This is a genomic window from Nocardioides sp. Root122 (assembly GCF_001425025.1).
Classification (GTDB): Bacteria; Actinomycetota; Actinomycetes; order Propionibacteriales; family Nocardioidaceae; genus Nocardioides.
Map to the genome: position 1 here is coordinate 181,086 of NZ_LMDE01000010.1, position 21,190 is coordinate 202,275.

General features: G+C 72.6%; 17 protein-coding genes. 9 read left to right on the forward strand and 8 right to left on the reverse strand.

The features are described 5' to 3' along the window. Positions 1 to 35 precede the first annotated feature (35 nt). From ASC64_RS10025 to ASC64_RS10040, 3 genes are all read right to left on the reverse strand, one after another. The gene (locus ASC64_RS10025; protein ID WP_056907405.1) at positions 36 to 1,052 is read right to left on the reverse strand and encodes a class I fructose-bisphosphate aldolase; all 1,017 of its coding nucleotides are present in this window, start codon (positions 1,050 to 1,052) and stop codon (positions 36 to 38) included. A gap of 10 nt (positions 1,053 to 1,062) precedes the next feature. Beyond that, on the reverse strand, positions 1,063 to 3,501 hold the full coding sequence (ppsA, locus tag ASC64_RS10030) for a phosphoenolpyruvate synthase (protein ID WP_056907406.1): 2,439 nt from the start codon (positions 3,499 to 3,501) through the stop codon (positions 1,063 to 1,065). Between the two features lie 545 nt (positions 3,502 to 4,046). Then, positions 4,047 to 5,372: a lysylphosphatidylglycerol synthase transmembrane domain-containing protein gene (locus ASC64_RS10040; RefSeq protein WP_056907408.1), complete on the reverse strand. Its 1,326-nt coding sequence runs from the start codon at positions 5,370 to 5,372 to the stop codon at positions 4,047 to 4,049. 162 nt (positions 5,373 to 5,534) lie between these two features. Here ASC64_RS10040 and ASC64_RS10045 point away from each other — a divergent pair, with 162 nt between their 5' ends. Genes ASC64_RS10045 through ASC64_RS22335 form a run of 3 tightly spaced genes read left to right on the forward strand, consistent with a single transcriptional unit; the run spans position 5,535 to position 7,511 of the window. Beyond that, on the forward strand, positions 5,535 to 5,957 hold the full coding sequence (locus ASC64_RS10045) for a hypothetical protein (RefSeq protein WP_156385117.1): 423 nt from the start codon (positions 5,535 to 5,537) through the stop codon (positions 5,955 to 5,957). Beyond that, positions 5,950 to 6,813, forward strand: coding sequence for a universal stress protein (locus ASC64_RS10050; RefSeq protein ID WP_056907410.1), 864 nt, complete (start codon positions 5,950 to 5,952; stop codon positions 6,811 to 6,813). The genes ASC64_RS10045 and ASC64_RS10050 overlap by 8 nt, the downstream gene beginning before the upstream one ends. Positions 6,814 to 6,824: 11 nt before the next feature. Next, on the forward strand, positions 6,825 to 7,511 hold the full coding sequence (locus ASC64_RS22335; protein ID WP_056907411.1) for a universal stress protein: 687 nt from the start codon (positions 6,825 to 6,827) through the stop codon (positions 7,509 to 7,511). An 11-nt stretch (positions 7,512 to 7,522) separates the two neighbouring features. Here the strand turns inward: ASC64_RS22335 and ASC64_RS10060 are convergent, their stop codons facing one another. From ASC64_RS10060 to ASC64_RS10070, 3 genes are all read right to left on the reverse strand, one after another. Next, positions 7,523 to 8,380: a universal stress protein gene (locus ASC64_RS10060; RefSeq protein WP_056907412.1), complete on the reverse strand. Its 858-nt coding sequence runs from the start codon at positions 8,378 to 8,380 to the stop codon at positions 7,523 to 7,525. Positions 8,381 to 8,481: 101 nt separating this feature from the next. Continuing rightward, positions 8,482 to 8,790, reverse strand: coding sequence for a DUF1876 domain-containing protein (locus tag ASC64_RS10065; RefSeq protein WP_056907413.1), 309 nt, complete (start codon positions 8,788 to 8,790; stop codon positions 8,482 to 8,484). 132 nt (positions 8,791 to 8,922) lie between these two features. Next, on the reverse strand, positions 8,923 to 10,443 hold the full coding sequence (locus ASC64_RS10070) for a bifunctional aminoglycoside phosphotransferase/ATP-binding protein (RefSeq protein ID WP_056907414.1): 1,521 nt from the start codon (positions 10,441 to 10,443) through the stop codon (positions 8,923 to 8,925). Positions 10,444 to 10,725: 282 nt separating this feature from the next. On the opposite strand from ASC64_RS10070, the gene ASC64_RS10075 reads away from it, so the two are divergent. The 5 genes from ASC64_RS10075 to ASC64_RS10100 all read left to right on the forward strand — a co-directional run bounded on the left by ASC64_RS10075 (position 10,726) and on the right by ASC64_RS10100 (position 17,271). Further along, on the forward strand, positions 10,726 to 11,562 hold the full coding sequence (locus ASC64_RS10075; protein WP_235563641.1) for an SPFH domain-containing protein: 837 nt from the start codon (positions 10,726 to 10,728) through the stop codon (positions 11,560 to 11,562). Between the two features lie 35 nt (positions 11,563 to 11,597). Next, entirely contained in the window at positions 11,598 to 12,410 is an 813-nt protein-coding gene (locus ASC64_RS10080; RefSeq protein WP_056907415.1) for an ATP-binding cassette domain-containing protein, read from the forward strand. A 384-nt stretch (positions 12,411 to 12,794) separates the two neighbouring features. Further along, positions 12,795 to 14,456 carry a glycosyltransferase family 2 protein gene (locus tag ASC64_RS10090; RefSeq protein WP_056907417.1) on the forward strand — a complete coding sequence of 554 codons (1,662 nt, stop codon included), beginning with the start codon at positions 12,795 to 12,797 and terminating at the stop codon, positions 14,454 to 14,456. Further along, entirely contained in the window at positions 14,453 to 15,178 is a 726-nt protein-coding gene (locus ASC64_RS10095; RefSeq protein ID WP_056907418.1) for an HlyD family efflux transporter periplasmic adaptor subunit, read from the forward strand. Before ASC64_RS10090 ends, ASC64_RS10095 begins: the two co-directional genes overlap by 4 nt. Next, positions 15,175 to 17,271 (forward strand): glycosyl hydrolase, encoded by a 2,097-nt coding sequence (locus ASC64_RS10100; protein ID WP_056907419.1) that lies wholly within the window; start codon positions 15,175 to 15,177, stop codon positions 17,269 to 17,271. Before ASC64_RS10095 ends, ASC64_RS10100 begins: the two co-directional genes overlap by 4 nt. Positions 17,272 to 17,305: 34 nt before the next feature. On the opposite strand, the gene ASC64_RS10105 is transcribed toward ASC64_RS10100, so the two are convergent. Beyond that, positions 17,306 to 18,622 (reverse strand): wax ester/triacylglycerol synthase family O-acyltransferase, encoded by a 1,317-nt coding sequence (locus tag ASC64_RS10105; protein WP_082550355.1) that lies wholly within the window; start codon positions 18,620 to 18,622, stop codon positions 17,306 to 17,308. Positions 18,623 to 18,745: 123 nt separating this feature from the next. Here ASC64_RS10105 and ASC64_RS10110 point away from each other — a divergent pair, with 123 nt between their 5' ends. Then, entirely contained in the window at positions 18,746 to 20,029 is a 1,284-nt protein-coding gene (locus ASC64_RS10110) for a wax ester/triacylglycerol synthase domain-containing protein (RefSeq protein ID WP_056907421.1), read from the forward strand. A 27-nt stretch (positions 20,030 to 20,056) separates the two neighbouring features. On the opposite strand, the gene ASC64_RS10115 is transcribed toward ASC64_RS10110, so the two are convergent. Next, complete coding sequence (locus ASC64_RS10115; RefSeq protein WP_082550356.1) at positions 20,057 to 20,947, reverse strand: PAS domain-containing protein; 891 nt, start codon at positions 20,945 to 20,947, stop codon at positions 20,057 to 20,059. Positions 20,948 to 21,190: the final 243 nt, after the last annotated feature.

Genomic DNA, 21,190 nt, shown 5'->3' on the forward strand with positions numbered 1-21,190 from the left:
CGGCCAGGTCCAAGCGGCAGGTCCCAGCGGCAGGCTCACGCGGCCGCGTGCGGTTCCAGGTCCGCCGCCCAGCGGCCCCTGCGGGCGAGTCCGTTCATCCGCGCCCGGTGCAGCAGCGCCGACCGGGCGGCGCCACGGTTCTCCTCCAGGCCCGCCCACGTGTCGAGGACGGGGGCCTGGAGGGCCCTGCCGAAGGAGAAGCTGAGCTGCCAGGGCTGCGCGGGGGCCCGGTTGAGGGCGTCGAGCCGCGCGGTCGCCTGCTCAGGCGTCTGCCCGCCGGAGAGGAACACGATCCCGGGCACCGACACCGGCACCGTGTCCCGCAGCACCCCGAGGGTGGCTGCGGCGATGTCCTCGTCGTCGACCTGCTGTCCCGAGGTGGTCCCGGGCAGCACCATGTTGGGCTTGAGGAGGGTGCCTGACAGGTCGACCCGGTAGCGGGCGAGGTGGTCGTAGACGGTGCGCAGCACGACGGTCGTGACAGCGGCGCACTGCTCGAGCGAGTGGTTGCCGTCCATGAGCACCTCAGGCTCCACCACGGGGACCAGCCCCTGCTCCTGGGCAGCGGCGGCGTACCTCGCGAGGGCGTGCGCGTTGGCCTCGATGCAGGCGGCGGTCGGTCGACCCGCGCCGATGCGGATGACGCCGCGCCACTTGGCGAACCGCGCGCCGAGCGTGACGTACTCCGCGAGTCGCTCGTAGAGGTGGTCGAGGCCCTGCGTCACGTCCTCGTCGGGGAAGCGGGGGAGCGGGGTGAGCCCCGCGTCGACCTTGACGCCGGGAATGATCCCGCGGTCCAGCAACGCCGCGGGGACCGGCGTCCCCGAGCGCCAGGTCTGGCGCACCGTCTCGTCGAAGAGGATCACTCCGCTGACGTGTTCGTCGAGCCCGGGTGTGCCGAGCAGGAGCTCCCGGTAGTCCCTGCGCACGGCCTCGGTGGAGTCCAGGCCGATGCGGGCCAGGCGCTTGGCCATGGTCGGGTGGCTCTCGTCGGCGGCGAGGATCCCCTTGCCGGGTGCGACGAGGGCGGTGGCGGTGGCGTACAACGACATGGGGACCTCCTCAGTCGGCGTGGACGGGGTCGGCGTGGACGGGGTCGGCATGGACGGCGTGCGCCGGGATGCGGAGTACGCCGCCGAGCCGTTCCTCGGCCTCGACCACGGTGCGGGTGGTGCGCAGCAGGCTGTCGGGGTTCAGGCTCATCGAGTCGATGCCGATCTCGACGAGGAACTCCGCCATCGCGGGGTAGTCCGACGGTGCCTGCCCGCACAGGCCGCTGTGGATGCCGTTGCGGCGGCACCCCTCGACCGCCATCCGGATCATCCGCATGACGCCGGGGTCCTGCTCGTCGTAGTCGAAGGCCACGACCTCGCTGTCGCGATCCACCCCGAGGGTGAGCTGGGTGAGGTCGTTCGACCCGATCGAGAGCCCGTCGAACCGCTGCGCGAACTCGTCCACCAGCACGACGTTGTTGGGGATCTCGCACATCGCGAAGACCTGCAGCCCGTCGGCACCCCTGGCCAGCCCGAGCTCGGCCATGCGCGCGAGCACCGCGTCCGCCTCAGCGAGGCGCCGTACGAAGGGCAGCATGACCACGAGGTTGGTCAGTCCCATGTCCTCGCGCACGCGCCGGATGGCGCGGCACTCGAGGGCGAAGCCCTCGGCGTACGCCGGATGGGCGTAGCGGGAGGCGCCCCTGAAGCCGAGCATCGGGTTCTCCTCGTGAGGCTCGAACCACGACCCTCCCAGCAGACCTGCGTACTCGTTGGTCTTGAAGTCGGACGTGCGCACGACCACCGGCCGCGGGTGGAACGCGGCCGCGATCATGCCGATGCCCTCGGCGAGCCGGTCCACGAAGTACGCGGCACCGTCGCCCGACGGTCCCACGAGCGCGTCGATGGCGGCTCGCTCGTCCGCGTCGCGCACGAGGTCGGGGTGGAGCAGCGCCATCGGGTGCGCACGGATGGCGTCGCCGATGATGAACTCCATGCGCGCCAGGCCGACGCCGTCGCTGGGCAGCATCGCCGTGCGGAGAGCCAGGTCCGGGTTGCCGAGGTTGACCATGAGACGGGTGCGCGGACGAGGCAGGTCGGACAGGTCGACGCGGTCGACCCGGACGGTGGCCGCCCCGGCGTAGACGTGCCCGGTCTCGCCTTCCGAGCACACCACGGTCACCTCGGCGCCGTCGGTCAGGGTCGACGTCGCGTCACTGGTGCCCACGACGGCCGGCAGGCCGAGCTCGCGAGCCACGATGGCAGCGTGGCAGGTGCGCCCGCCCCGGTCGGTCACCACGGCGGCGGCACGGCCCAGCACCGGCTCCCAGTCGGGACTGGTGGTCTCCGACACGAGCACCTCGCCCGGGCGGAACGCGGCGAGGTCCTCACTGGTGCGCACCACGCGGGCACGCCCGGTCGCCACGCGGTCACCGACGGCGCGCCCCTCTGCCAGGACCACCCCGTGGTCCTCGACGACGTAACGCTTGAGCGTGGTCGCGTCGCGCACCGCGGACGTCTCGGGCCGCGCCTGCACGATGTAGAGGAGGCCGTCCACCCCGTCGCGGGCCCACTCGACGTCCATGGCGCGGCCGTAGTGCTCCTCGATGGCGATGGAGGCTCCGGCCAGCTCCAGCACGTCGGCGTCCTCGAGGCAGAAGCGACGCCGGTCGGCCTCCGGCGTGGGCTCGTTGCGGGGACCGTCGGGGGTCGTCACCATCCGCACCGCCTTCTCGCCGAGCCGGCGTTGCAGGACGGTCCGGTGACCTGCGCGGTAGGTCGCCTTGTGGACGTAGAACTCGTCGGGCTCCACGGCGCCCTGGACGACGTTCTCGCCGAGCCCCCACGACGCGCTCATCAGGACGACGCCGGGGTGGCCGGTCTCGGTGTCCACGGTGAAGGCGACTCCCGAGCTCGCGAGGTCGGAGCGGACCATCTTCATCACCCCGACCGAGAGCGCGACGGAGAGGTGGTCGTAGCCGTGGCGGTGGCGGTAGTGGACCCCACGCGCGGTGAACAGGCTCGCGAAGCAGCGGCTGATCGCCGCCAGCAGCTCCTCCTCGCCGACGTCGAGGAAGCTGGCGTGCTGGCCCGCGAAGCTGGCCTCGGGCAGGTCCTCGGCAGTGGCGCTGCTGCGCACCGCGAGACGGAGGTCGCTGCCGTACCGGTCGTGCAGCCGGCCCAGTGCGGCGCTCACCGCCTCCCGCACGTCGTCGGGGATGTCGGCGTCCAGCACGATCCTGCGGGCGGCGGCGGCACGCTCCTCCAGGTCGGCCACGTCGTCGGGGTCCAGACCGTCGAGCACCTCCTCGAGCCGTGCCCGCGCGCCGGTGGCCTCGAGGACGCGCCGGTAGGCGGCTGCCGTCACCGCGAAGCCGTGCGGCACCCGCACCCCGGCCGAGGTGAGGTGTCGGTGCATCTCCCCGAGGGAGGCGTTCTTGCCGCCGACGAGGGCCACGTCCTCGATGGTGGTGTGGTCCAGGTCGAGGACGTACGCCGCAGTCTCCATGTGTCGAGCATGCGCGCCGAGGCCGACGACCCGACACGGTCGCCGGTCCCCTGGGGCCGGGACCTCGGACTCTGTGGTCCCGGGCGGGCTCCGCGTGCCGCACGCACCGGGTCCAAGGTCCCGCGAGGGAGGGTGCGTCCGCCCCGCGGGCCCCGGTCCGTGGCCTCTGGGAGCGCTGCGTCGCGGCCCGTCACGGTGGGGGAGTGCCGTACATCCCTGCGGACGCGCGAGCGGTGCCGGGCGGCGCCGAGAGGAGCTTGACGTGGTCATCTACCGCTTCGTGTGGGGAATGTCGGCAGCGGCCGCCACCGGGTGGGCCGCTGCGTCCGTGCTCGCGGCCGGGACCTGGGTCGGCGTGCTGGCCGTGGCGCTGCTGCTGGCCAGCGGCGGGGGGCTCCTCGCCTTCACCTTCTGCGAGGACCGCCCCGACCGGTGGTACTGGACCGTGCGCACGACGCTGTGGACCTGGGCAGCAGCGGCAGTCTGCGGCGGTCTGGCGGCCGCATGGCCGCGGGCCGGCAGCGCGCTCGCCCTGGTCCTCGCACTCACGTGCCCGTTCGTCGTGACCCGGAGCCGGGCGCTGCTCCTGCGCGCGATGATGCGTGGGAGCACCGGACCGCTCGAGACGCTCGGAAGGCGACAGCTGCTCCGCCAGTGGGAGTGGACCACGTGCGAGGTGCTGCGCAGCACCACGCCGCTCGATCGCCGCCTGGCGCTCGTGGAGCAGCGACGCGGGCTCCTGGACGAGCTGGAACGGCGCGACCCGCTCCACTTCGACGAGTGGGTCGTGTCGGCGGTCCCGGACCGGGCGCCGTCGGCGCGACGGCACCAGACGTGATGGGCACCCCGTGTGAGTGGTGAGCGGACGACCGGGTGCGGGTCCGCAGCCAGGTGTAGGCCGCCAGGCCGAGCGGGATGGTGAGCCAGAAGCCGAACAGCCGCCAGGTCAGCACCCCGAGCAGCGCCACGTCGTGGTGGCTGCCGAAGGACACCAGCAGCGGGACCGCCGCGCCCTCGACGAGGCCCAGTCCTCCCGGGGTGACCGGCAGCAGCGCGAGGAGGCTGACCAGGGCATAGGTGGTGAGGAGCCCGCCCGGGGTGGGCGCGCCGCCGAAGGCCCACACGCTCAGGTGGAGCGAGGCGGCGTCGAACGCCCAGTAGCCCAGCCCCCACAGCGTCGCTCGCCGGCTCGCCCGGGGGCTGTGGAGCAGGAGGTGCACCTGGTCGGCGAGCGAACGGACCACTCCCTCCAGCACCTGCGGTCGAACCAGCGGCAGGCGACCCGCGATGGCGTGGGTGACGCGGACGACCTGGTCGGGACGCGCGACCAGCACCGCCACCAGGCCCGCGATGGCCGTCAGCAGCACCGCGGCCAGCGCGGCCGCGGTCCTCACCAAGGGTTGGGTCCTGGGGCTGGGGACCGCGACGACGAGACCGAGGACGAGGACCGCGACCAACCACAGCAGGGTGACGGCGTACTGCCCGGCCGCGGCCGCGGCAGCCTCGGGGGTTGCGACCCCGGCCCGGCCGTAGAGGCGCAGGCGGAGCGCGGCGGCGGTGGCCCCGCCCACGGGGACGACGTGGCTGAACCCGTTGCCGGTGACGTCGATGGCGAGCACCGTGCGGAAGTCGGGCGCGTCCTCCCGCATCAGCACCGACGTCAGCTTGCTGAAGCAGACGAGGGAGAGCAGCTCGGTCACGAGGGCAGCCAGCAGCAGCACGGGTGCGGCCGAGCCCAGCGAGGGCCACGAGCGGACCGCACCCGCCAGCAGGTGCACGGCGACGTACTCGACCGCGACGACCGACACGAAGAGCAGGCCGATGCCTCGGACCCAGCCCCGGAGGCCGTGCAGATGGGAGGAGGTGGGCACGACTCACCTTCGCCCTTCGCCGCGGGCCGGCGCTGCGGCCGGACGGACACCGTGCCTCGGTCCGAGGGCCTGCCCAGGCACTGACCTTGGTCCCTAGGCGCTCGGCGCGAGGGGCAGCAGGATCGTGGGTGAGCGGCGTGCGACCGCGGGGAGGCAGGGACCGTGGTGACCGACCTCGAGCAGCGGGACGATCGCCACGGCACCGGCCTGATGGCGTGGGTCGTGCTGCTCGACGTGACGGCCAAGGTCGTCCTCGTCCTGGCTCTGGCGCGGGTGGCGGTCGACCCGGCCTGGGGCAACCTCGAGATCGGCGTCGCCGCCGGGATGACGCTCGCGCTGTGGTGGGAGGTGTGGGAGTACCTCGCCTTCGTCACCAGGTCCAGCGAGGTGGGCACGGCGTACGCCGACACGGTGGGCGACCTGACGCTGGGCTGGGCCGGCGCCGTGGTGGCCTCGCTGCTGGTCGGGATCGGCAGCCTCGGTGATCGCCGGAACGGGCACGATCTCCTCGAGCGAGCGGCAGCCGCGGGCACGTCGTCGTGGCGGGCCAGGCGCGTACGGCAGAGGGTGGACTGGCGTGGATGACGTCGAGGCGGCCGACGTGGTCGCGGGGGCCGTCGTCGTGGGCGTCGACGGCTCACCGACGAGCCTCGCGGCGCTGGACTGGGCGGCCGAGCAGGCGCGGCTGGAGGAGCGGCGCCTGACGATCGTGCACGCTGCCACCGTCGGGACCTTGGCAGCCACCCACGTCGATGCCCGACGGATCATCGCAGTGATGCACGCGGAGGGACGGGGAGTGCTGCGGATCGCCCACGAGCGGGCGAAGGGGCACCGCCTGGCCGACGTGCGGACCGTGCTGCGCCTGGACGACGCTCGCTCGGTGCTGCTCGACGCCTCACGCCACGCCCACCTCCTCGTCGTCGGCTCGCGCGGGCGGGGGCCGGTCGCCAGCCTGGTGCTCGGGTCGGTCGGTGTCGCGCTGAGCCAGCACGCTCGTTGCCCGGTCGCCGTTCACCGTCCGGTCGATGGGGCCCGCGGACGTGCTGCCGACGTCGATGGCGGCAGGGGCGTGGTCGTCGCCCTCGACGAGCACTCGGGCCCGGCACTCGCCTGGGCCTACCGCCATGCGGCCCTCCGCCGCTCGACGCTGACCGTCCTCGGCGAGGAGTCGCAGCTCGCCGGGCTCCGAGGTGTCGAGGGACTGGCCACGACGTGCGGTGCCGGGCAGACCCCGGTGTCGGTCACGCTGCGGGCCGAGCGGGGCCGGATCGACGAGGCGCTGCTCCGGCTGGGCCGCGACATGGACGTGGTCGTGCTGGGATCCCACCTGCGGCGCACCGTGCTCGGGTTGCTCGACCTGGACGTGGTGGCAGGCGTGGTGGAGCGATCGCCCTGCGTGGTCGCCGTCGTGCCGGACCGGGACAGGAGTCCGACGCGCTGACCCGGGGAAGCGTGGCGTTCCGCACCCTCGTCGTGGCCGGCCCTCCGTCCCGCGTCCTGGTCGACCTGGCGCGGGAGGCTCGCTTCGTCGTGGTCCAGCACCGGCGAGCACACCTGATGGACCGGCTCTTCGTCGGATCGACCGCCAACGGTGCCGCTGCCCACTGCGCGTGTCCTGTGATCTCGGTCCCCGAGGACTGGGAGCGTCCTGCAGCGGGCGCGTCGATCGGCGAGGTGGTGGTCGGGGTGCACGAGGGTGGGACACCCCCGCAGGCCCTCGTCGCAGCGTTCGAGTGGGCAGCCGCGAGCGGCGCACCGCTGCGGGTCCTCCACTCGTGGCGCCTCGACCCCGCCTACGACGACATCATCAGCGCGCGGGTCGCTGCGGAGTGGCGCGAGCGCCAGCTCCGTGAGCTGGCGACGGCGGTGCTCGGGCTGCGCGCGCTGCACCCCGACGTCCACGTCGAGCTCGAGGTCGCCCACCAGTGGCCCACCGAGGCGCTGGTCGACCACTCGCGTCGGGCGTCGCTGGTGGTGGTGGGGCGGCACGCACATGGCTGGGCCGGTGAGCACCTCGGATCGGTGGCCCGGACCCTGCTGCGGGAGGCGCAGGGGCCGGTCATGGTGGTCCCGGTCGAGCGGCACCGCGGCGATCAGGACTGGGGACTGGACGCGGACGAGATCTCGCCGCAGACCTGACCCGGCCCGCATCAATCGGTCTCCGCGTCGGGGGCTGCCTCCGGCACCACTGCCACGGTCGCGTGGGCGCGCTCTAGCACGGCGGTCGCGACGGACCCGGTCAGCAGCCGGTCCATCGAGGTCATCGGGTGGCGACCCACCACGACCATGTCCCATCCGCCGTGACGGGGGCTGAGCGCCTCGTCGGCGAACCCGTGGCGCAGCGTGAAGGTGGCGGACACGTCGGGGTAGGTCTCGGCGAGACCAGCGGCTGATGCCGACAGGGAGGCCCGCAGGTGCTCGAGGTCGGGCTGGACGGCGACGCGGCCGCGCGACTCCTCGTACTGCGCGACGGCGACGGCTGCGTCCCAGAACGAGTGGAGCACCGTCAGGGGAAGCCCACGCAGGGAGGCTTGCCGGTAGGCGAACTCGAGGACCGGCAACGACTCTCGCGTGCCGTCGGCCCCGACGACGATGCCGAGCCGCCGGTCGCCCTCGGCCTCCGGTCGGCAGACGACGACGGGGCAGCCCGCGTGCGCGCTCACCGCGGAGCTCACCGAGCCCAGGAGCAGGCTCGCCACGGCGCCGCGCCCTCGCGATCCCATGACCAGCAGGTGCGCCCGGTCCGAGGCCTCCAGCAGGACCTGTCGCGGGTCGCCGGACTCGACCACGGGAAGGACGGGCAGGTCGCGGTGCAGCGCGTGCGCAACGACGATGGCGTCGTCCACGGACCGTGTCGCCGTCTCGCCCACGGCGACCACTGCGAGACTGCGGCCTTCCAGGGCTGCCTGGTCCGCCGCCCACCGGAGCGCGCGTGCGGCGTGCGGGGACCCGTCGATGCCGACCACGACGGAACCCGTGAGGTGGTTCGGGAACGATGATGTGCTCATGTCTCGAGCGTCGCGCACCGACCGGGTGCGCGGTCCGGTCGAAGGGCCTGCAGCAGGGGGACGATGGTCCTCGCTCGGGCGCCGCTTCCGAGCGAGTGGACCTACGACGCGTCCGCTGCGGGAGCGGGGTCGGCCGACACGGCGCTGATGTGCGGCTCACCGCCGGACGGGTCGTTCGCCGCGACGTCCGCGATGGTCGCGTCCAGCAGGGCGTGGGCGAGTCCGGAGAGCGCCCGGCACGCGGCGAGCTCGTCGCCGATCTCGGGCACGTCCCGGTCGCCAGGGTGCCGCCGGGCCGTCGCCTCGTGCCGCAGGTCGGGGCCGGCGTCGGTGTGGAGGATGGCCTCGGCGCGGGTCGAGTCCTCGTGCTCGTAGAGGTTGACGGTGACGTTCCACGTGCGCGTGTGCATGGTGGCTCCTTCGAGACGGCCCGCGCCCGTGCGCCGACCCACGAGCATGGTGCCTCCGCGGGACCGGCGCCCGCACCGGGCATGCGGCTCGGTCGGGTGGGACCTTGGTCCCACGACGGCCCGGGTCACGCGTCAGCCGGGCGCCAGGCGCGGACGGCGTCGCAGGAGCGTGGCGGGAGCGCGGGTCGGCCGCAGCCGGGCGCATGCCTCGTCGGCGCAGGCGGCCGGCGACGGGCGCATGTCGATCGCAATGCTGTCCGGCCACGGGTCGTCGAGCCGCCGCAGCTGCTCGGCAGTCGCCTCGTCCGCGTCGGAGCGGTGCGAGGCCCCGGCGCCGGCCCTGCCGCGGATGCGCGCTGCGGCGACTGCACGGTCGAGGTGGCAGCGGAACGAGACCAGGTCGGCGTGGGCGAGCTCCGCGGTCGTCGCTGCCAGACGGCGTTCGGCATCATCGGTCCACGACGCGTCGAGCACCACGGACTCGCCACGGTGCAGGAGCAATCCGGCACGGCGGAGCATCTCGGCGTACGTCGCGCGCGTGTGCACCGGGCTGTAGATGCCGGAGGCGAAGGCAGCTGCCGCAGGGGTCTGCGGATCGATGCCGGCGGCCTCCTTGCGCAGGCGGTCACTGCTGATCGCGACCATGCCGAGGCGTTCGGCGACGTGCACGGCGAGTGTCGTCTTGCCGACGCCGGGAGGGCCGCCGACCAGCACCAGGGTGACCGCGCCGCTGCGCAGGTGGTCGCGCGCCATGGTGGCGTAGGTCGTCACCTGGTCGGACGCCGGACGATCGAGCTGCGCGCCGGTGAAGCAGGCGACCTTCGCCCGCACGAATGCCCGGTAGGCGACGAAGTGGTGGACGAGCGCGGGAGGGGCGGGATCGCCGACCAGCTCCGCCCAGTCGTCGAGCAGGACCTGCCCCAGCTCCGGAGCACCCAGGGCCTCCAGACCCATCGCGAGGAAGGCGACGTCGTCGAGCCGGTCGAGATGGCGCAGCGTGTCGTCGAACTCGAGGCAGTCGAGCAGGCGGGGGCCGTCGGCCATGCAGAAGATGTCGTCGGCGGTGAGGTCGCCGTGCCCGTCGACCACGGCGCCCCGGCGGATCCGGTCGGCGAACAGCTCGTCGCGGCCGGCCAGGAAGCGGTGGACGAGCGTCTCGACCTCGTCCAGCAGTGCGGCTGGGAGCATGGTGCCGGCGTGGGGACGGGTCTGCTCGAAGCTGGCGTCCCAGCGCGACAGGATCGCCTGACGGCTCCCGTTCTTCGCGATCTCGGGGCTCCGGGCGGCGCCGCTGTGGAACGCGGCCAGCACGCGGGCGATCCGCCGGACGTCCGTGGTCAGGTCCGCACCCTCGCGGACCAGCCGTGACAGGCGCGCCGACTCCGGCAGCCGTCGCATCACGACCACCGGCTCGGCCACCCCGTCCGGGGTGACCAGGTTCCCGACCCCGAGGTAGACGTCGGGCGCGAGACGTCGGTTCAGCGACACCTCGTGCTCGCACACGCGTCGCCTCGTGGTGCGGTCGGTGAAGTCCAGGAACCCGAGCGCGACCGGCTTCTTGAGCTTGAAGGCCCGATCGCCGAGGAGGACGACGCAGCCGGAGTGCGTCTCGCGCACCGCGGCCCACGAGTCGGACGTCGACCCTGCTGCCATGACCCCAGCCTCCGCGTCGGGTGCGCCGGACGACAGCGCCGAAGGTCCCTCGGGTCCGGGCAGGTCGACAGCGGTCCGCAGGCGGGACGGGACGAAGGACCCGCTCCCCGGTGCCCCGCGGCCCTGACCCCGGACGGGTGGCGGGGAGCAGAGTAGGAGTCAGGAGGTCATGCCTCCTGGAGAAGTCCCTGGTCGCACTCGTCGGCGTGCTGTCCGTCGTCGCCGTGGTGGGACTGGTGCAGGTAGGTGTCGGTCTGAGGACCGAGGAGTGGAGGCTTCATCATGGACATCGTCCTTGCCGTCCTGGTCGTCGTGGCGGTCCTCGCCCTGACCGTGCTCGGGATGTCGATCCGCGTGGTCAAGCAGTACGAGCGGGGGGTGCTCCTCCGGTTCGGCCGCCTCCGCGGCGTCCGCGAGCCCGGGCTGCGCTTCATCATCCCGTTCGTCGACGTGCTGAGGAAGGTGTCGCTCCGCACGATCACGATGCCGATCCAGTCGCAGGGGATCATCACGCGGGACAACGTCAGCATCGACGTCGCAGGCGTGGCGTACTACCACGTGACGGACGCCGAGAAGGCCGTGCTGGCCATCGAGAACGTCGCGGTGGCGGTCGACCAGATCGCCCAGACCACCTTGCGCAACGTCGTGGGCCAGCACAGCCTCGACCAGGCGCTGGCCGAGACCGACGGGATCAACGTCAGCATCCGGGAGATCCTCGACCGGACCACCACCGAGTGGGGCGTCATGGTCACCCTCGTCGAGCTGAAGGACATCCAGCTGCCCGAGAGCATGAAGCGGGCGATGGCGCGCCAGGCCGAGGCGGAGCGCGAGAAGCGCGCGAAGATCATCGCGGCAGAGGGCGAGTCGGCTGCGGCCGCCGCGCTTGGCGAGGCGTCGGACACCATGGTGGCCCACCCCCTGGCACTCCAGCTGCGCAACCTGCAGAGCCTCGTGGAGATCGGTGTGGACAAGAACACGACGGTCGTGTTCCCCGCACCCCTCATGAGCACCATCGGCGACCTCGGCGCGTTCTTGCGGCGCGAGATGCGCGCCGCGACCGACGAGCCGATGGTGGGCAAGGCCGACGGCGTCGGACCGCGCGCGGTGCCGCGGGTCTGACCAGCGGTGCCCGGACCCACCACCAGGAGGACGCCATGACCACCACGGAACAGCACACCATCGGAGCGTCTGGGGCGCTGTCCCCAGGGAGCACGCCGTTGCTGCGCCTCGAGCACCTCGGCAAGTCGTTCGGCCCGGTCGTGGCGCTGGACGACGTGACGCTCGACATCCCTGCCGGCGCCGTGACCGCCCTCGCGGGCGACAACGGGGCAGGCAAGTCGGTGCTGATCAAGTGCATCGCTGGGATCCACCGCCCGGACCGCGGCCGGATCCTGTGGCAGGGTCGGAAGGTCGAGCTGCACAACCCCAGGGAAGCGGCCGCACTCGGCATCGAGACGGTCTACCAGGACCTGGCGCTGTGCGACAACCTCGACATCGTCCAGAACATGTTCCTCGGGCGCGAGCGGTTGCGGCACGGGCTGCTCGAGGAGGAGGACATGGAGGCCGCTGCCACGGACACGCTCCGGGGGCTGGCGGTGACGACCGTGCGCTCCATCCGGCAGCCGGTCGCGTCGCTCTCAGGAGGGCAGCGACAGTCGGTCGCGATCGCGAAGTCCGTGCTGTGGAACTCCAAGCTCGTCATCATGGACGAGCCGACCGCGGCGCTGGGCGTCGCCCAGACCACGGTCGTGCTCGACCTGATCCGCCGCCTGGCCGACCGCGGCCTGGCCGTCATCGTGATCTCCCACAACATGAACGACGTGTTCGAGGTGGCGGACCGGATCGCGGTGCTCCGCCTCGGCCGCCTGGTCGGGGTCAGGCCCGTCGGCGAGCTGGACCAGCGGGCCGTCGTCGACCTGATGACGAGCGGGAGCTCGGAGCGGCTCGCTCCCGCTGACCAGCGGTGAGACGACGAGGTAGCGACGGGGGACGAGAGGCTCAGCCGGCTGTCGACGGGCCGATTTGCGTGGCACGGCGCGACCGCGCATAGTGGCCGGTTCGCGCTCGTTTGGAACGATCCAATGCGAGTGTCGAGACAGGGTCGGTCATCCGACGTGCGCCCGTCTCGGCCTGCGCCCGCTCACGCAGTCGGGCGCTCGTGGCATCCCTGCCACCACCCGACATCCGGCCTTCACGGCCGACACCCTTCGCTGCGCTCGGGCAGTGTCCCCCCGAAGGAGATCATCATCACCACCGCCGAATTCGAACGACTGCTGAGGCCCGCGCCCGGCACCGAAGGACTCAGCTCCGACCACACCCGCGACGCCACCAGGTCCAGCTCGCCCTCGCTGATGATGCTGGTCCTGCTGGCCACCATCGGGGTGCTGGCCTATGCCAGCTTCATCTTCCGGCCCTCGCACCACGGCGACCTGCTGCCGTTCGCGCTCGTCGTGACCGCCGAGACCTGGCTGATCGCCCAGGCGCTGCTCGCTCTGTGGACCATCCTGTCCAGCGGCTACGACGCCCGGGACTTCGCCTACCACCAGGCCAAGCGCAATCTCTTCGACCCCGGCCAGATCCTGGCGCAGGGGACGGAGGACACCCCGAGCCAGTGGCCGATGCGGGTCAACGAGGCGCCGACGTCGGTCGACGTCTTCGTCACGACCTACGGCGAGGACCTCGACGTCATCCGGCGCACCGTCTCAGCAGCGCTCGCGATCCGCGGACGCCACCGGACGCTGGTGCTCGACGACGGCCGTTCCGACGACGTGCGCGACCTCGCCCACGAGCTCGGCGCGGAGTACGTGCGCCGTCCCGACAACAGCGGCGCGAAGGCCGGGAACATCAACCACGCGCTGTCCATCACCGACGGCGAGTTCTTCGCGGTGTTCGACGCCGACTTCGCGCCGCGGCCGGAGTTCCTCCACGAGACCCTGCCCTACTTCGCCACCGACAAGGTCGCCTTCGTCCAGACCCCGCAGACCTACGGCAACCTGCACACCGTGCTGTCCCGAGGCTCGGGCTACATGCAGTCGGTGTTCTACTCCCTCATCCAGTCGGGCAAGAACCGCTTCAACGCCGCGTTCTGCGTGGGCACGAACGTGGTCTTCCGGCGCAACGCCGTCGCCGACATCGGCGGGATCTACCAGAAGTCCAAATCCGAGGACATCTGGACCTCGATCCACCTGCACGAGCGCGGCTGGCGCTCCATCTACACCGGCGCGGTGCTCGCGGTGGGGGACACCCCCGAGTCCGTCGAGGCCTACAGCAAGCAGCAGCTGCGCTGGGCGACCGGCGCCTTCGAGATCCTGCTGCGCCACAACCCGCTGAGCCGCAAGCGCAACCTCACCACCGACCAGCGCATCCAGTACCTCACGACCGCCACGTTCTACCTGAACGGCATCGCCCCGGCGCTGCTGCTCGCGGTGCCGCCGCTGCAGATCTACTTCGACCTCACCCCGGTCGCGCTGGGCGTGCCGACGAGCACCTGGCTGATGTACTACGCGGGCTTCTACTTCATGCAGGTCGTGGTGGCGCTCTACACGATGGGCTCCTTCCGCTGGGAGACCCTGATGCTGGCCTCGGCGTCGTTCCCGATCTACGTGCAGGCGATGTGGAACGCCATCACCCGGCGCGAGCGGCAGTGGCACGTCACCGGCAGTGCCGGCGGCGCCCGGTCGCCGTTCACCTACACCTTCCCCCAGGTGCTGGTGTTCGTCTTCCTGCTGCTCACCACCGTCGTGGGCGCGTGGAAGACGCAGGTGACCGGCTCGTTCAACGTCGCGCTGGCCTGGAACGCACTCAACACGATCGTCCTCGGCATCTTCCTCGTCATCACCTATCGCGAGGCGCGCACCGCTCGAGCCACCCGCCGTACCGCTCGACGCGAGGAGCGCCAGGAACGCCGGGAGGCACGTGGTCGTCGGCGGCGTACGCCCGTCGCCGCCCCCGCGCCCGCGTCCGTCGCCCGCACGTCCGACCCGTCCACGACCCTCGTTGGAGGCCCCCGATGAACTTCCTCACCCGTCTGAAGTACCTGTTCGGCATCCTGCTCGTCGTCGGCGCGGTCGCCGCGCTGGCGCTGAGCATGAACCACCGCATCAGCACCGTCCACGACGTCAGCGCCACCGTCAAGACTGATGACTACACCGTCGGGACGCCCTACGCGGGCACCGTGGTCGCGCGCAAGGTCGACGTCGGGGACCAGGTCGGCAAGGGCGACACCCTGTTCGTGGTCCGGAGCACCGAGCTGGCCCGCGAGATCGAGAAGGACGCCGTCGACCCCGCGAAGTCGCCCTATGACATCCGCGGCAGGAGCAAGGTCGTCATCCGCGCGACGTCGGCGGGGAAGGTCTCGGACGTCCAGCCGATCGAGGGCGCCTACGTGGCCGCCAACTCGACGCTCGCCCAGGTGCAGGAGCAGGGCACCAGCTACGTCCAGGCCGACTTCCGGCTCACCCCGAAGCAGTACGCGCTGGTTCGCGGTGCCGACGAGGTGACCGTTCGTCTTCCGGACGACCGGGCCATGACGGCCGACATCGACCGTGTCGGCGTCCGCACCGACGGCGAGAGCGCCGCGACCCGGCTGCGCGTCGTGTCCCCGGACCTCGACAACCGTGGCATGTTCGCCTCTGGCACGCCGGTCGACGTCGACGTGACGCTTCGCCGCGACGGCTTGGGCGAGTCGCTGCGCACGCTCGTGGCCGGCCTGCTCACCCCGGGAGGTGCCGGATGAGGAACCGTGCCTGGATCTCCGTCGCCGCGGTCGTCGGCGTGATCGCGCTCGTCGTGGCCGGGACGACTGCCCTCTTCCGCGGTGGCTCCTCTGCCGCCGACGTCTCCTTCCGGCCGTTCTCGTCGAGCTCGACGTCGGGATGGACCCGCGTGGGGGACCAGGCGCCGTCCTCGTGGACCCCGGCGGCGGCGCGTCTGCCCCACTCGGAGGGGTCGACCGGTTCGCTGCGCGTCGACGACGACCTCCCGCCGCCGACCAACAGGTGGTACTCGGGGATGTTCCTCGGTGCCGATCCGCAGCCGGTCTTCGCGATGCCGCTGGCCGTGCAGGCGGACGACACCGGTGTCGCCCTCGGGCTGCCCCGGGTGTCGGCCTCGGCGCGCACCATCACCGCTCCGTTCGCCCCCGAGGTGCGGATCGGCCTGCCCGCCGACGCCTTCACCGCGACGCGCGCCGACCCCGTCTCGGTGACGTCGACCTACACGTCGTCGGGCGCCCCGGTCGGTGAGCTCGACCTGGCCGAGGGCTGGCCCTACGCCGGCTACACGGCGCTCGAGGACCAGGACGTCACCGTCCCTCCGGGGTTGCAGGCGCGCGACGGGGGCCGATGGCTGGCCACGGCCGTCGGCGACACGACGTACGGACTCGCCGTTGCCCGCGCCGACGGCAGCCGTCGGTCGGTCACGGCCCCCGACGGCACAGTGAGCATCGGGCGGGGGGAGACCCTGTTGGTGTTCGCCGCCCGCGAGGACGGCACGCTCGCCGAGCTCGCTCGCGGGGCCGTGCCGGTCCACGGGACGACCGTGGACCACCAGGTCCGCGGGGGACAGGCCCGGACCCGGATCGGCTACGACACACCCGGCGGCCAGCGCACCGTGCTGGCGGCCATGCCGCACCATGTGCTCCACCGTCCGGCGGTCGTGGGTCGCACCGACTCGGTCTACGGACCGCTCCGGCTGGTCCGGTCCCGGACCCTGGTGTCCGGCGTGCCGGCGGTGCGACCCCGGGCGACCCTGCCGCTGGGCGGCCTCGGAGGCGCGGCACGCGAGGAGCTGCGTACGCAGGTGGTCGCGGACGTGGCGCAGGAGCTCGCCCGCGGCGAGTCGCGTGAGGACACCTACTTCGGTGGCAAGGACGTCCAACGGATGGCGCAGCTCACCAGGCTCGCCGAGGACGTCGGCGCCGACGGCGCCGCGCGCTCCATGCGCGAGCGTGCGGTCTCCGAGCTGGACGACTGGCTGAGCGGCGACGACGACTGCCCGGCGAGCGGGACCCGGTGCTTCGCCTACGACAGCGCCTGGAAGGGCGTGGTGGGCCGCAGTGCCTCGTTCGGGTCCGAGGAGTTCAACGACCACCACTTCCACTACGGCTACTTCCTCACGGCGGCGGCGCTGCTGGGGGAGGGGGAGCCGCGGCTGCTGGACCGGTGGCGCCCGACCCTCACTGCGCTCGCGGAGGACATCGCCTCGCCGGCGACGAACGGCGCGATCCCCGCACTGCGCAGCTTCGACCCGTACGCCGGCCACTCGTGGGCAGCCGGGAGGTCGGAGTTCGCCGACGGCAACAACCAGGAGTCCAGCTCCGAGGCCGTCAACGCCTGGAACGGGTTGGCGGCCTGGGCCGCGGCGGACGGCCACCGTGGGCTCGCGCGCCAGGCCACGTGGCAGCTCAGCCTCGAGACGGCCTCCGCGAGCGCGTACTGGCTGGAGCCGCGACACCTTCCGAAGGGTTTCGAGCACTCGATGGTCTCGCTCAACTGGGGCGGCAAGCGCGAGTGGGCCACCTGGTTCAGCGGTGAGCCGTCGGCGATCCTCGGCATCCAGCTGCTGCCCATGCCCTCGACGCTCGCGCAGGCTCGGATCTCTCCGAAGCGCGTGCGCGCCAACGTGGCGGAGGCGTCTGCCCACGGGTTCGACACGATGTTCGGCGACTACCTCACCATGTACCTCGGGCTCGCCGATCCACAGCGGGCACTGGCGATCGGTCGCAGGCTTCCCGACTCCGCGATCGACGACGGCAACACCCGCAGCCACCTCCTGGCATGGCTCCTGGCGGCTCGAGCCGGCGACCTGCGAGCGTCGGGACGTCGGTGAAGCCAGTCACCCGGGCCAGCCGGCTCCGCCACGCTCACTGCGGGGGCGCGAGCGCGATCAGCTCCGCGAGCTCCGCCTGCAGGCCGGCGACCAGCGCCTCCGGGTCGGGCACGGTGGCGGCGTCGACCTTGAAGCCGACGTGGATCCTGCCGGCGTAGCCCACGATGGAGGTCGACAGGCTCTGGTCGGCCGACATCGGCGCCCACGCCCACAGCCGCGTGACGGGCAGTCCGGCCAGGTGCAGCGGCTGGTCGGGGCCGCGCACGCTCGTGGTGACACCGGTGGCCTTGCGGGCGAAGAAGTCGGTGGCGAGGACGCGCAGCCGCGGGTGCATCAGGCCCATTCCCTCCAGCAGGCCGTAGGTCAGCCACGCCTCGGGCGAGTCCTTGATGGCGCGCATCCGCGCTGAGGTCTCGTTCAGCCGTCCGAGCGCGCTGTCGATCCCGACGGGCAGGTCGAGCAGCACCAGCGCGAACTGGTTGCCCAGGTCGTCGGCCCGCAGCGCTGCCGAGCCGCGCAGGTCGACCGGCACCATCGTCGGTAGGTCGTCGATCATGGGAGCGGTGCCGTGGGCGAGCAGCCACCGGCGCAGCGCGCCGGCCAGGGCAGACATGACGATGTCGGTGACCGTCGTGCCGGTCGCACGGCGCACCCCGGCCAGGTCGGTCACGTCGATCGACGGGGTCCACACGGCCCGCTTGCCGTGGTGCGGCGGCAGCGAGAGCGGTGATGCCGGCCGGCGTGCGAGGAGCAGGTGCTCCGCGACCACCGGGGTCCTCAGCAGCCGGCCGGCCCCGGGGAGGGCGTGGAGCGCCGACCGCGCGACGTGCAGGAGGTCCGGGCCATCGCCGTCCGGCTCCTCGGTCTGGTCCTCCGCCGGCTCCTCGTCCGCGAGGGCGAGCACGACCCGGAACAGGGCGGTGCCGTCGGCCAGCGCATGGTGCAACCGGGTGTAGATCACCGTGCCACCGGCGTACCCCTGGATGAGGTGCACCTCCCACGGCGGGTGCTGCCGGTCGAGGGCGCGGGAGAGGCGGGACGCGACGTGGTCCTCCAGGGCTGCGTCGTCGCCCGGTGCCGGTAGCCGGACCTCCTGGACGTGGCGGTCGAGGTCGAAGTCGGGGTCGTCCTCCCACCACTGGCCCGGCCACGGCAGCCAGGCGTGCCTGGCGCGTTGGCGGAAGCGGGGGAACCTGTCCAGCACGCGCTCGCTCAGGAGCCGGACGTAGGTGTCGCGGTCGAGCTCGCCGTCGACGACCATCAGTCCCTCGACCACCATGAGGTTGTCCGGCTGGTCCATCGCCAGCCAGACGTCGTCCACGGGACGCACCACGTGCCGTCCACCGCTCATGCCCCCATGTTCCCGGCTGCGGGCTCGGCAGCGTGAGGGTCGTAGGTCCCACCCGATCAGGGACGGTTGGCCGCGGCCCGACGCCCGCGCGAGCACCAGACTGGTGAGCACAAGGAGGTCGCGATGGAACGACTGAGCCCACTGTCGTACGCCTTTCTCGCTGCCGAGGACGTCGACCCGACCTCCTGCCTCGTCATCGGCTCACTGGCGGTGATCGACGGACCGGTGCCCGACGCCGACGAGGTCCGTGCCCTCGTCGCCTCACGGCTGCCGACGGTGCCGCGCTACCAGCAGCGGATCGTGCCCAGCCGCCTCGGGTTGCGGGCGCCGTCGTGGCAGGACGTCCCCGACGTCGACCTCGCCCGGCACGTGACGGTGCGACAGGTCCCGACCCCGGGCGGCCGGGCGGAGGTCGCGGCACTGATGGCCGCGGCCATGGCGGAGCGGATGGATCGCGACCGACCGCTCTGGGACGTCACGGTGTGCACTGGGCTGCCCGACGGGCGCTGGGGACTGCTCTCCCGCGTGCACCACACCCTCGCGGACGGGGTGTCCGGCACGGGTCTCTACCGCGTCGTGTTCGACTTCGAGGGGCCGGCCGACGAGCCGCCGCCGACCTCGCCCGGGACGGCGCCCGGGGTGCCCGGACGGAACCTGGTGGCCGCGGCCCGGGGGGCCCTCGCCCTCGGCACCGCACTGCTGCCGGTCACGCGCGAGGGCCTGCTCGGTCCGCTCGACGGAGCGCGACGCTACGCCTGGACCGAGGTGGGCATCGCCGAGAGCGAGGCCGTACGACGCGAGCTCGGCGTCACGGTCAACGACCTCGTGCTCTCGGCGATCAGCGGCGGCCTGCGCGAGCTGCTGCTCGAGCGCGGACGGCAGCCCGACGCACACGCCCTCCGCACCCTGCTGCCGGTGTCGTCGCGAGCACCGGGCACCGCCGGTCGTCCCGGCAACGAGGTGACGCTCATGCTGTCGATGCTGCCGGTCGAGCACGACGACCCGGTCGCGCGCGTGCTGGCGGTGCACGAGCGCGTGGCCGGCCTGCGTCGGGCCCACGAGCCCGAGGCCGGAGTCGTGCTGCAGGCACTGGCCGGCCTGGTGCCGTTCCCCGTCCTGGACCGCGGCCTGCGGTGGGGTCTTCGACTGCCCCAGCAGCAGATCTCGACGGTGACGACCAACGTGCCGGGCCCGCGGACCCCGTTGACCTGTCTCGGCCGTCCGGTCCGTCAACTGCTGCCGGTCGTGCCGATCGCGGACCGGGTGCGGCTGGGATTCGCCGTGCTCAGCTACGGCGACCGTCTGGCGTTCGGCATCACGGCCGACGCGACCAGCACTCCCGACGTCGACGTCCTCGCATCGTCGGTCGGCGACGCCTGGCGGTCGCTGCTCGTCCGGGCCGAGTGACGCCCCGCGGCTGCCATCCTCCGGCGGCTACGGCTTGACGACCTCGCGGAGGATCGACATGGCCCGTGCCACGTCGTCGCGGGCGGCCGCGATGCGCGGCGCCACCGGAGGCGCCGCGCGGGTCAGGGCGCGATCAAGCTCGAGCTCGGCCGCGAACAGGTCCTGGAGCACCTCCGAGTGGACTGCCTCGAGGATGCGCTCGCGCTCCTCGATCCGAGCCAGCCGCTCGCTGCGCCGGATGTTGCAGACCACGCTGTGCGACCCGGGCTCGGTGTACAGGTCGGTCACCGCCACCTCCACCCAGGACCAGGTCTCGTCAGTGCGGACCCGGAGCTCGCCGACCCGTTCGGCGTGCGTCGGGCGGGCGGCCAGCAGCTCCTCGAAGTCGTCGCGGTCCTCTGGATGGATGCGGTCCGCGAGGGGCGTGCCCACGACACCGTCGACCGCCCAGCCGAAGAGGTTCGCGACCGCCGGGCTGGCGTAGGTCACGACGTGCTGGCCGTCGATGAGGACCGCGGCATCGCTCGAGCGCTCCATCAGGTGCCGGACGGCGTCGGCGAGGTTGAGCGAGGCGCCCACGATGCCGATCAGCTCACCGTCCCGGTACACGCCGCTGTCGGTGACCAGTGCGTGCAGCACGCCGCCGCCGCGACGCTGCACCGGGAACCCGCCGGACCACGGGCGTCCCTCCCGCAGGGCCGTCATGATCTCCACCGCTGCCTGGCGGGAGACCGTGGGGACGGTGACCTCGGTGATGTCGCGCCCCACTGCGTCGGCCGCGGGCCAGCCGTAGAGCTGCTCGGCCGCGTCGTTCCAGAACAGGACCGTCCCGTGGACGTCCGTCGCGATCACGGCGTGGCCGAGCGCGCCGAGCAGCTCGTCGGCGGACGGGTGCACAGGAGGCGTCACGGGATCCATCGCTCCAGCGTGCGGCCCACCCCGGTCGGGCGGCAGGGTCCGACGGATCGACGGGTGACGGACCTTCTTCTCTTGCGGACCGGCTGTCGATGGACAGGCGAAGGGCCCTCGTGGGTATGAGTCACAAGGGCCCTTCTGGTGACCGGTAGCGGTGACGGTGCCGATCGGCGACACGTCGGTCCCGTCCCGGCGTCAGCGTCACCCTGTCGCCGCGGAGGTCTCCCTCCGTGTGGACGTTCTTCT

What these genes read in the sequence shown, in the direction of transcription:
- ASC64_RS10060 (WP_056907412.1), bottom strand. Translation starts at nt 8,380, where the DNA reads ATGAGCACATCATCGTTCCCGAACCACCTCACGGGTTCCGTCGTGGTC.
- ASC64_RS10065 (WP_056907413.1), bottom strand. Translation starts at nt 8,790, where the DNA reads ATGCACACGCGCACGTGGAACGTCACCGTCAACCTCTACGAGCACGAG.
- ASC64_RS10070 (WP_056907414.1), bottom strand. Translation starts at nt 10,443, where the DNA reads ATGGCAGCAGGGTCGACGTCCGACTCGTGGGCCGCGGTGCGCGAGACG.
- ppsA (WP_056907406.1), bottom strand. Translation starts at nt 3,501, where the DNA reads ATGGAGACTGCGGCGTACGTCCTCGACCTGGACCACACCACCATCGAG.
- ASC64_RS10080 (WP_056907415.1), top strand. Translation starts at nt 11,598, where the DNA reads ATGACCACCACGGAACAGCACACCATCGGAGCGTCTGGGGCGCTGTCC.
- ASC64_RS10090 (WP_056907417.1), top strand. Translation starts at nt 12,795, where the DNA reads ATGATGCTGGTCCTGCTGGCCACCATCGGGGTGCTGGCCTATGCCAGC.
- ASC64_RS10105 (WP_082550355.1), bottom strand. Translation starts at nt 18,622, where the DNA reads ATGAGCGGTGGACGGCACGTGGTGCGTCCCGTGGACGACGTCTGGCTG.
- ASC64_RS10110 (WP_056907421.1), top strand. Translation starts at nt 18,746, where the DNA reads ATGGAACGACTGAGCCCACTGTCGTACGCCTTTCTCGCTGCCGAGGAC.
- ASC64_RS10115 (WP_082550356.1), bottom strand. Translation starts at nt 20,947, where the DNA reads ATGGATCCCGTGACGCCTCCTGTGCACCCGTCCGCCGACGAGCTGCTC.
- ASC64_RS10025 (WP_056907405.1), bottom strand. Translation starts at nt 1,052, where the DNA reads ATGTCGTTGTACGCCACCGCCACCGCCCTCGTCGCACCCGGCAAGGGG.
- ASC64_RS10075 (WP_235563641.1), top strand. Translation starts at nt 10,726, where the DNA reads ATGGACATCGTCCTTGCCGTCCTGGTCGTCGTGGCGGTCCTCGCCCTG.
- ASC64_RS10095 (WP_056907418.1), top strand. Translation starts at nt 14,453, where the DNA reads ATGAACTTCCTCACCCGTCTGAAGTACCTGTTCGGCATCCTGCTCGTC.
- ASC64_RS10100 (WP_056907419.1), top strand. Translation starts at nt 15,175, where the DNA reads ATGAGGAACCGTGCCTGGATCTCCGTCGCCGCGGTCGTCGGCGTGATC.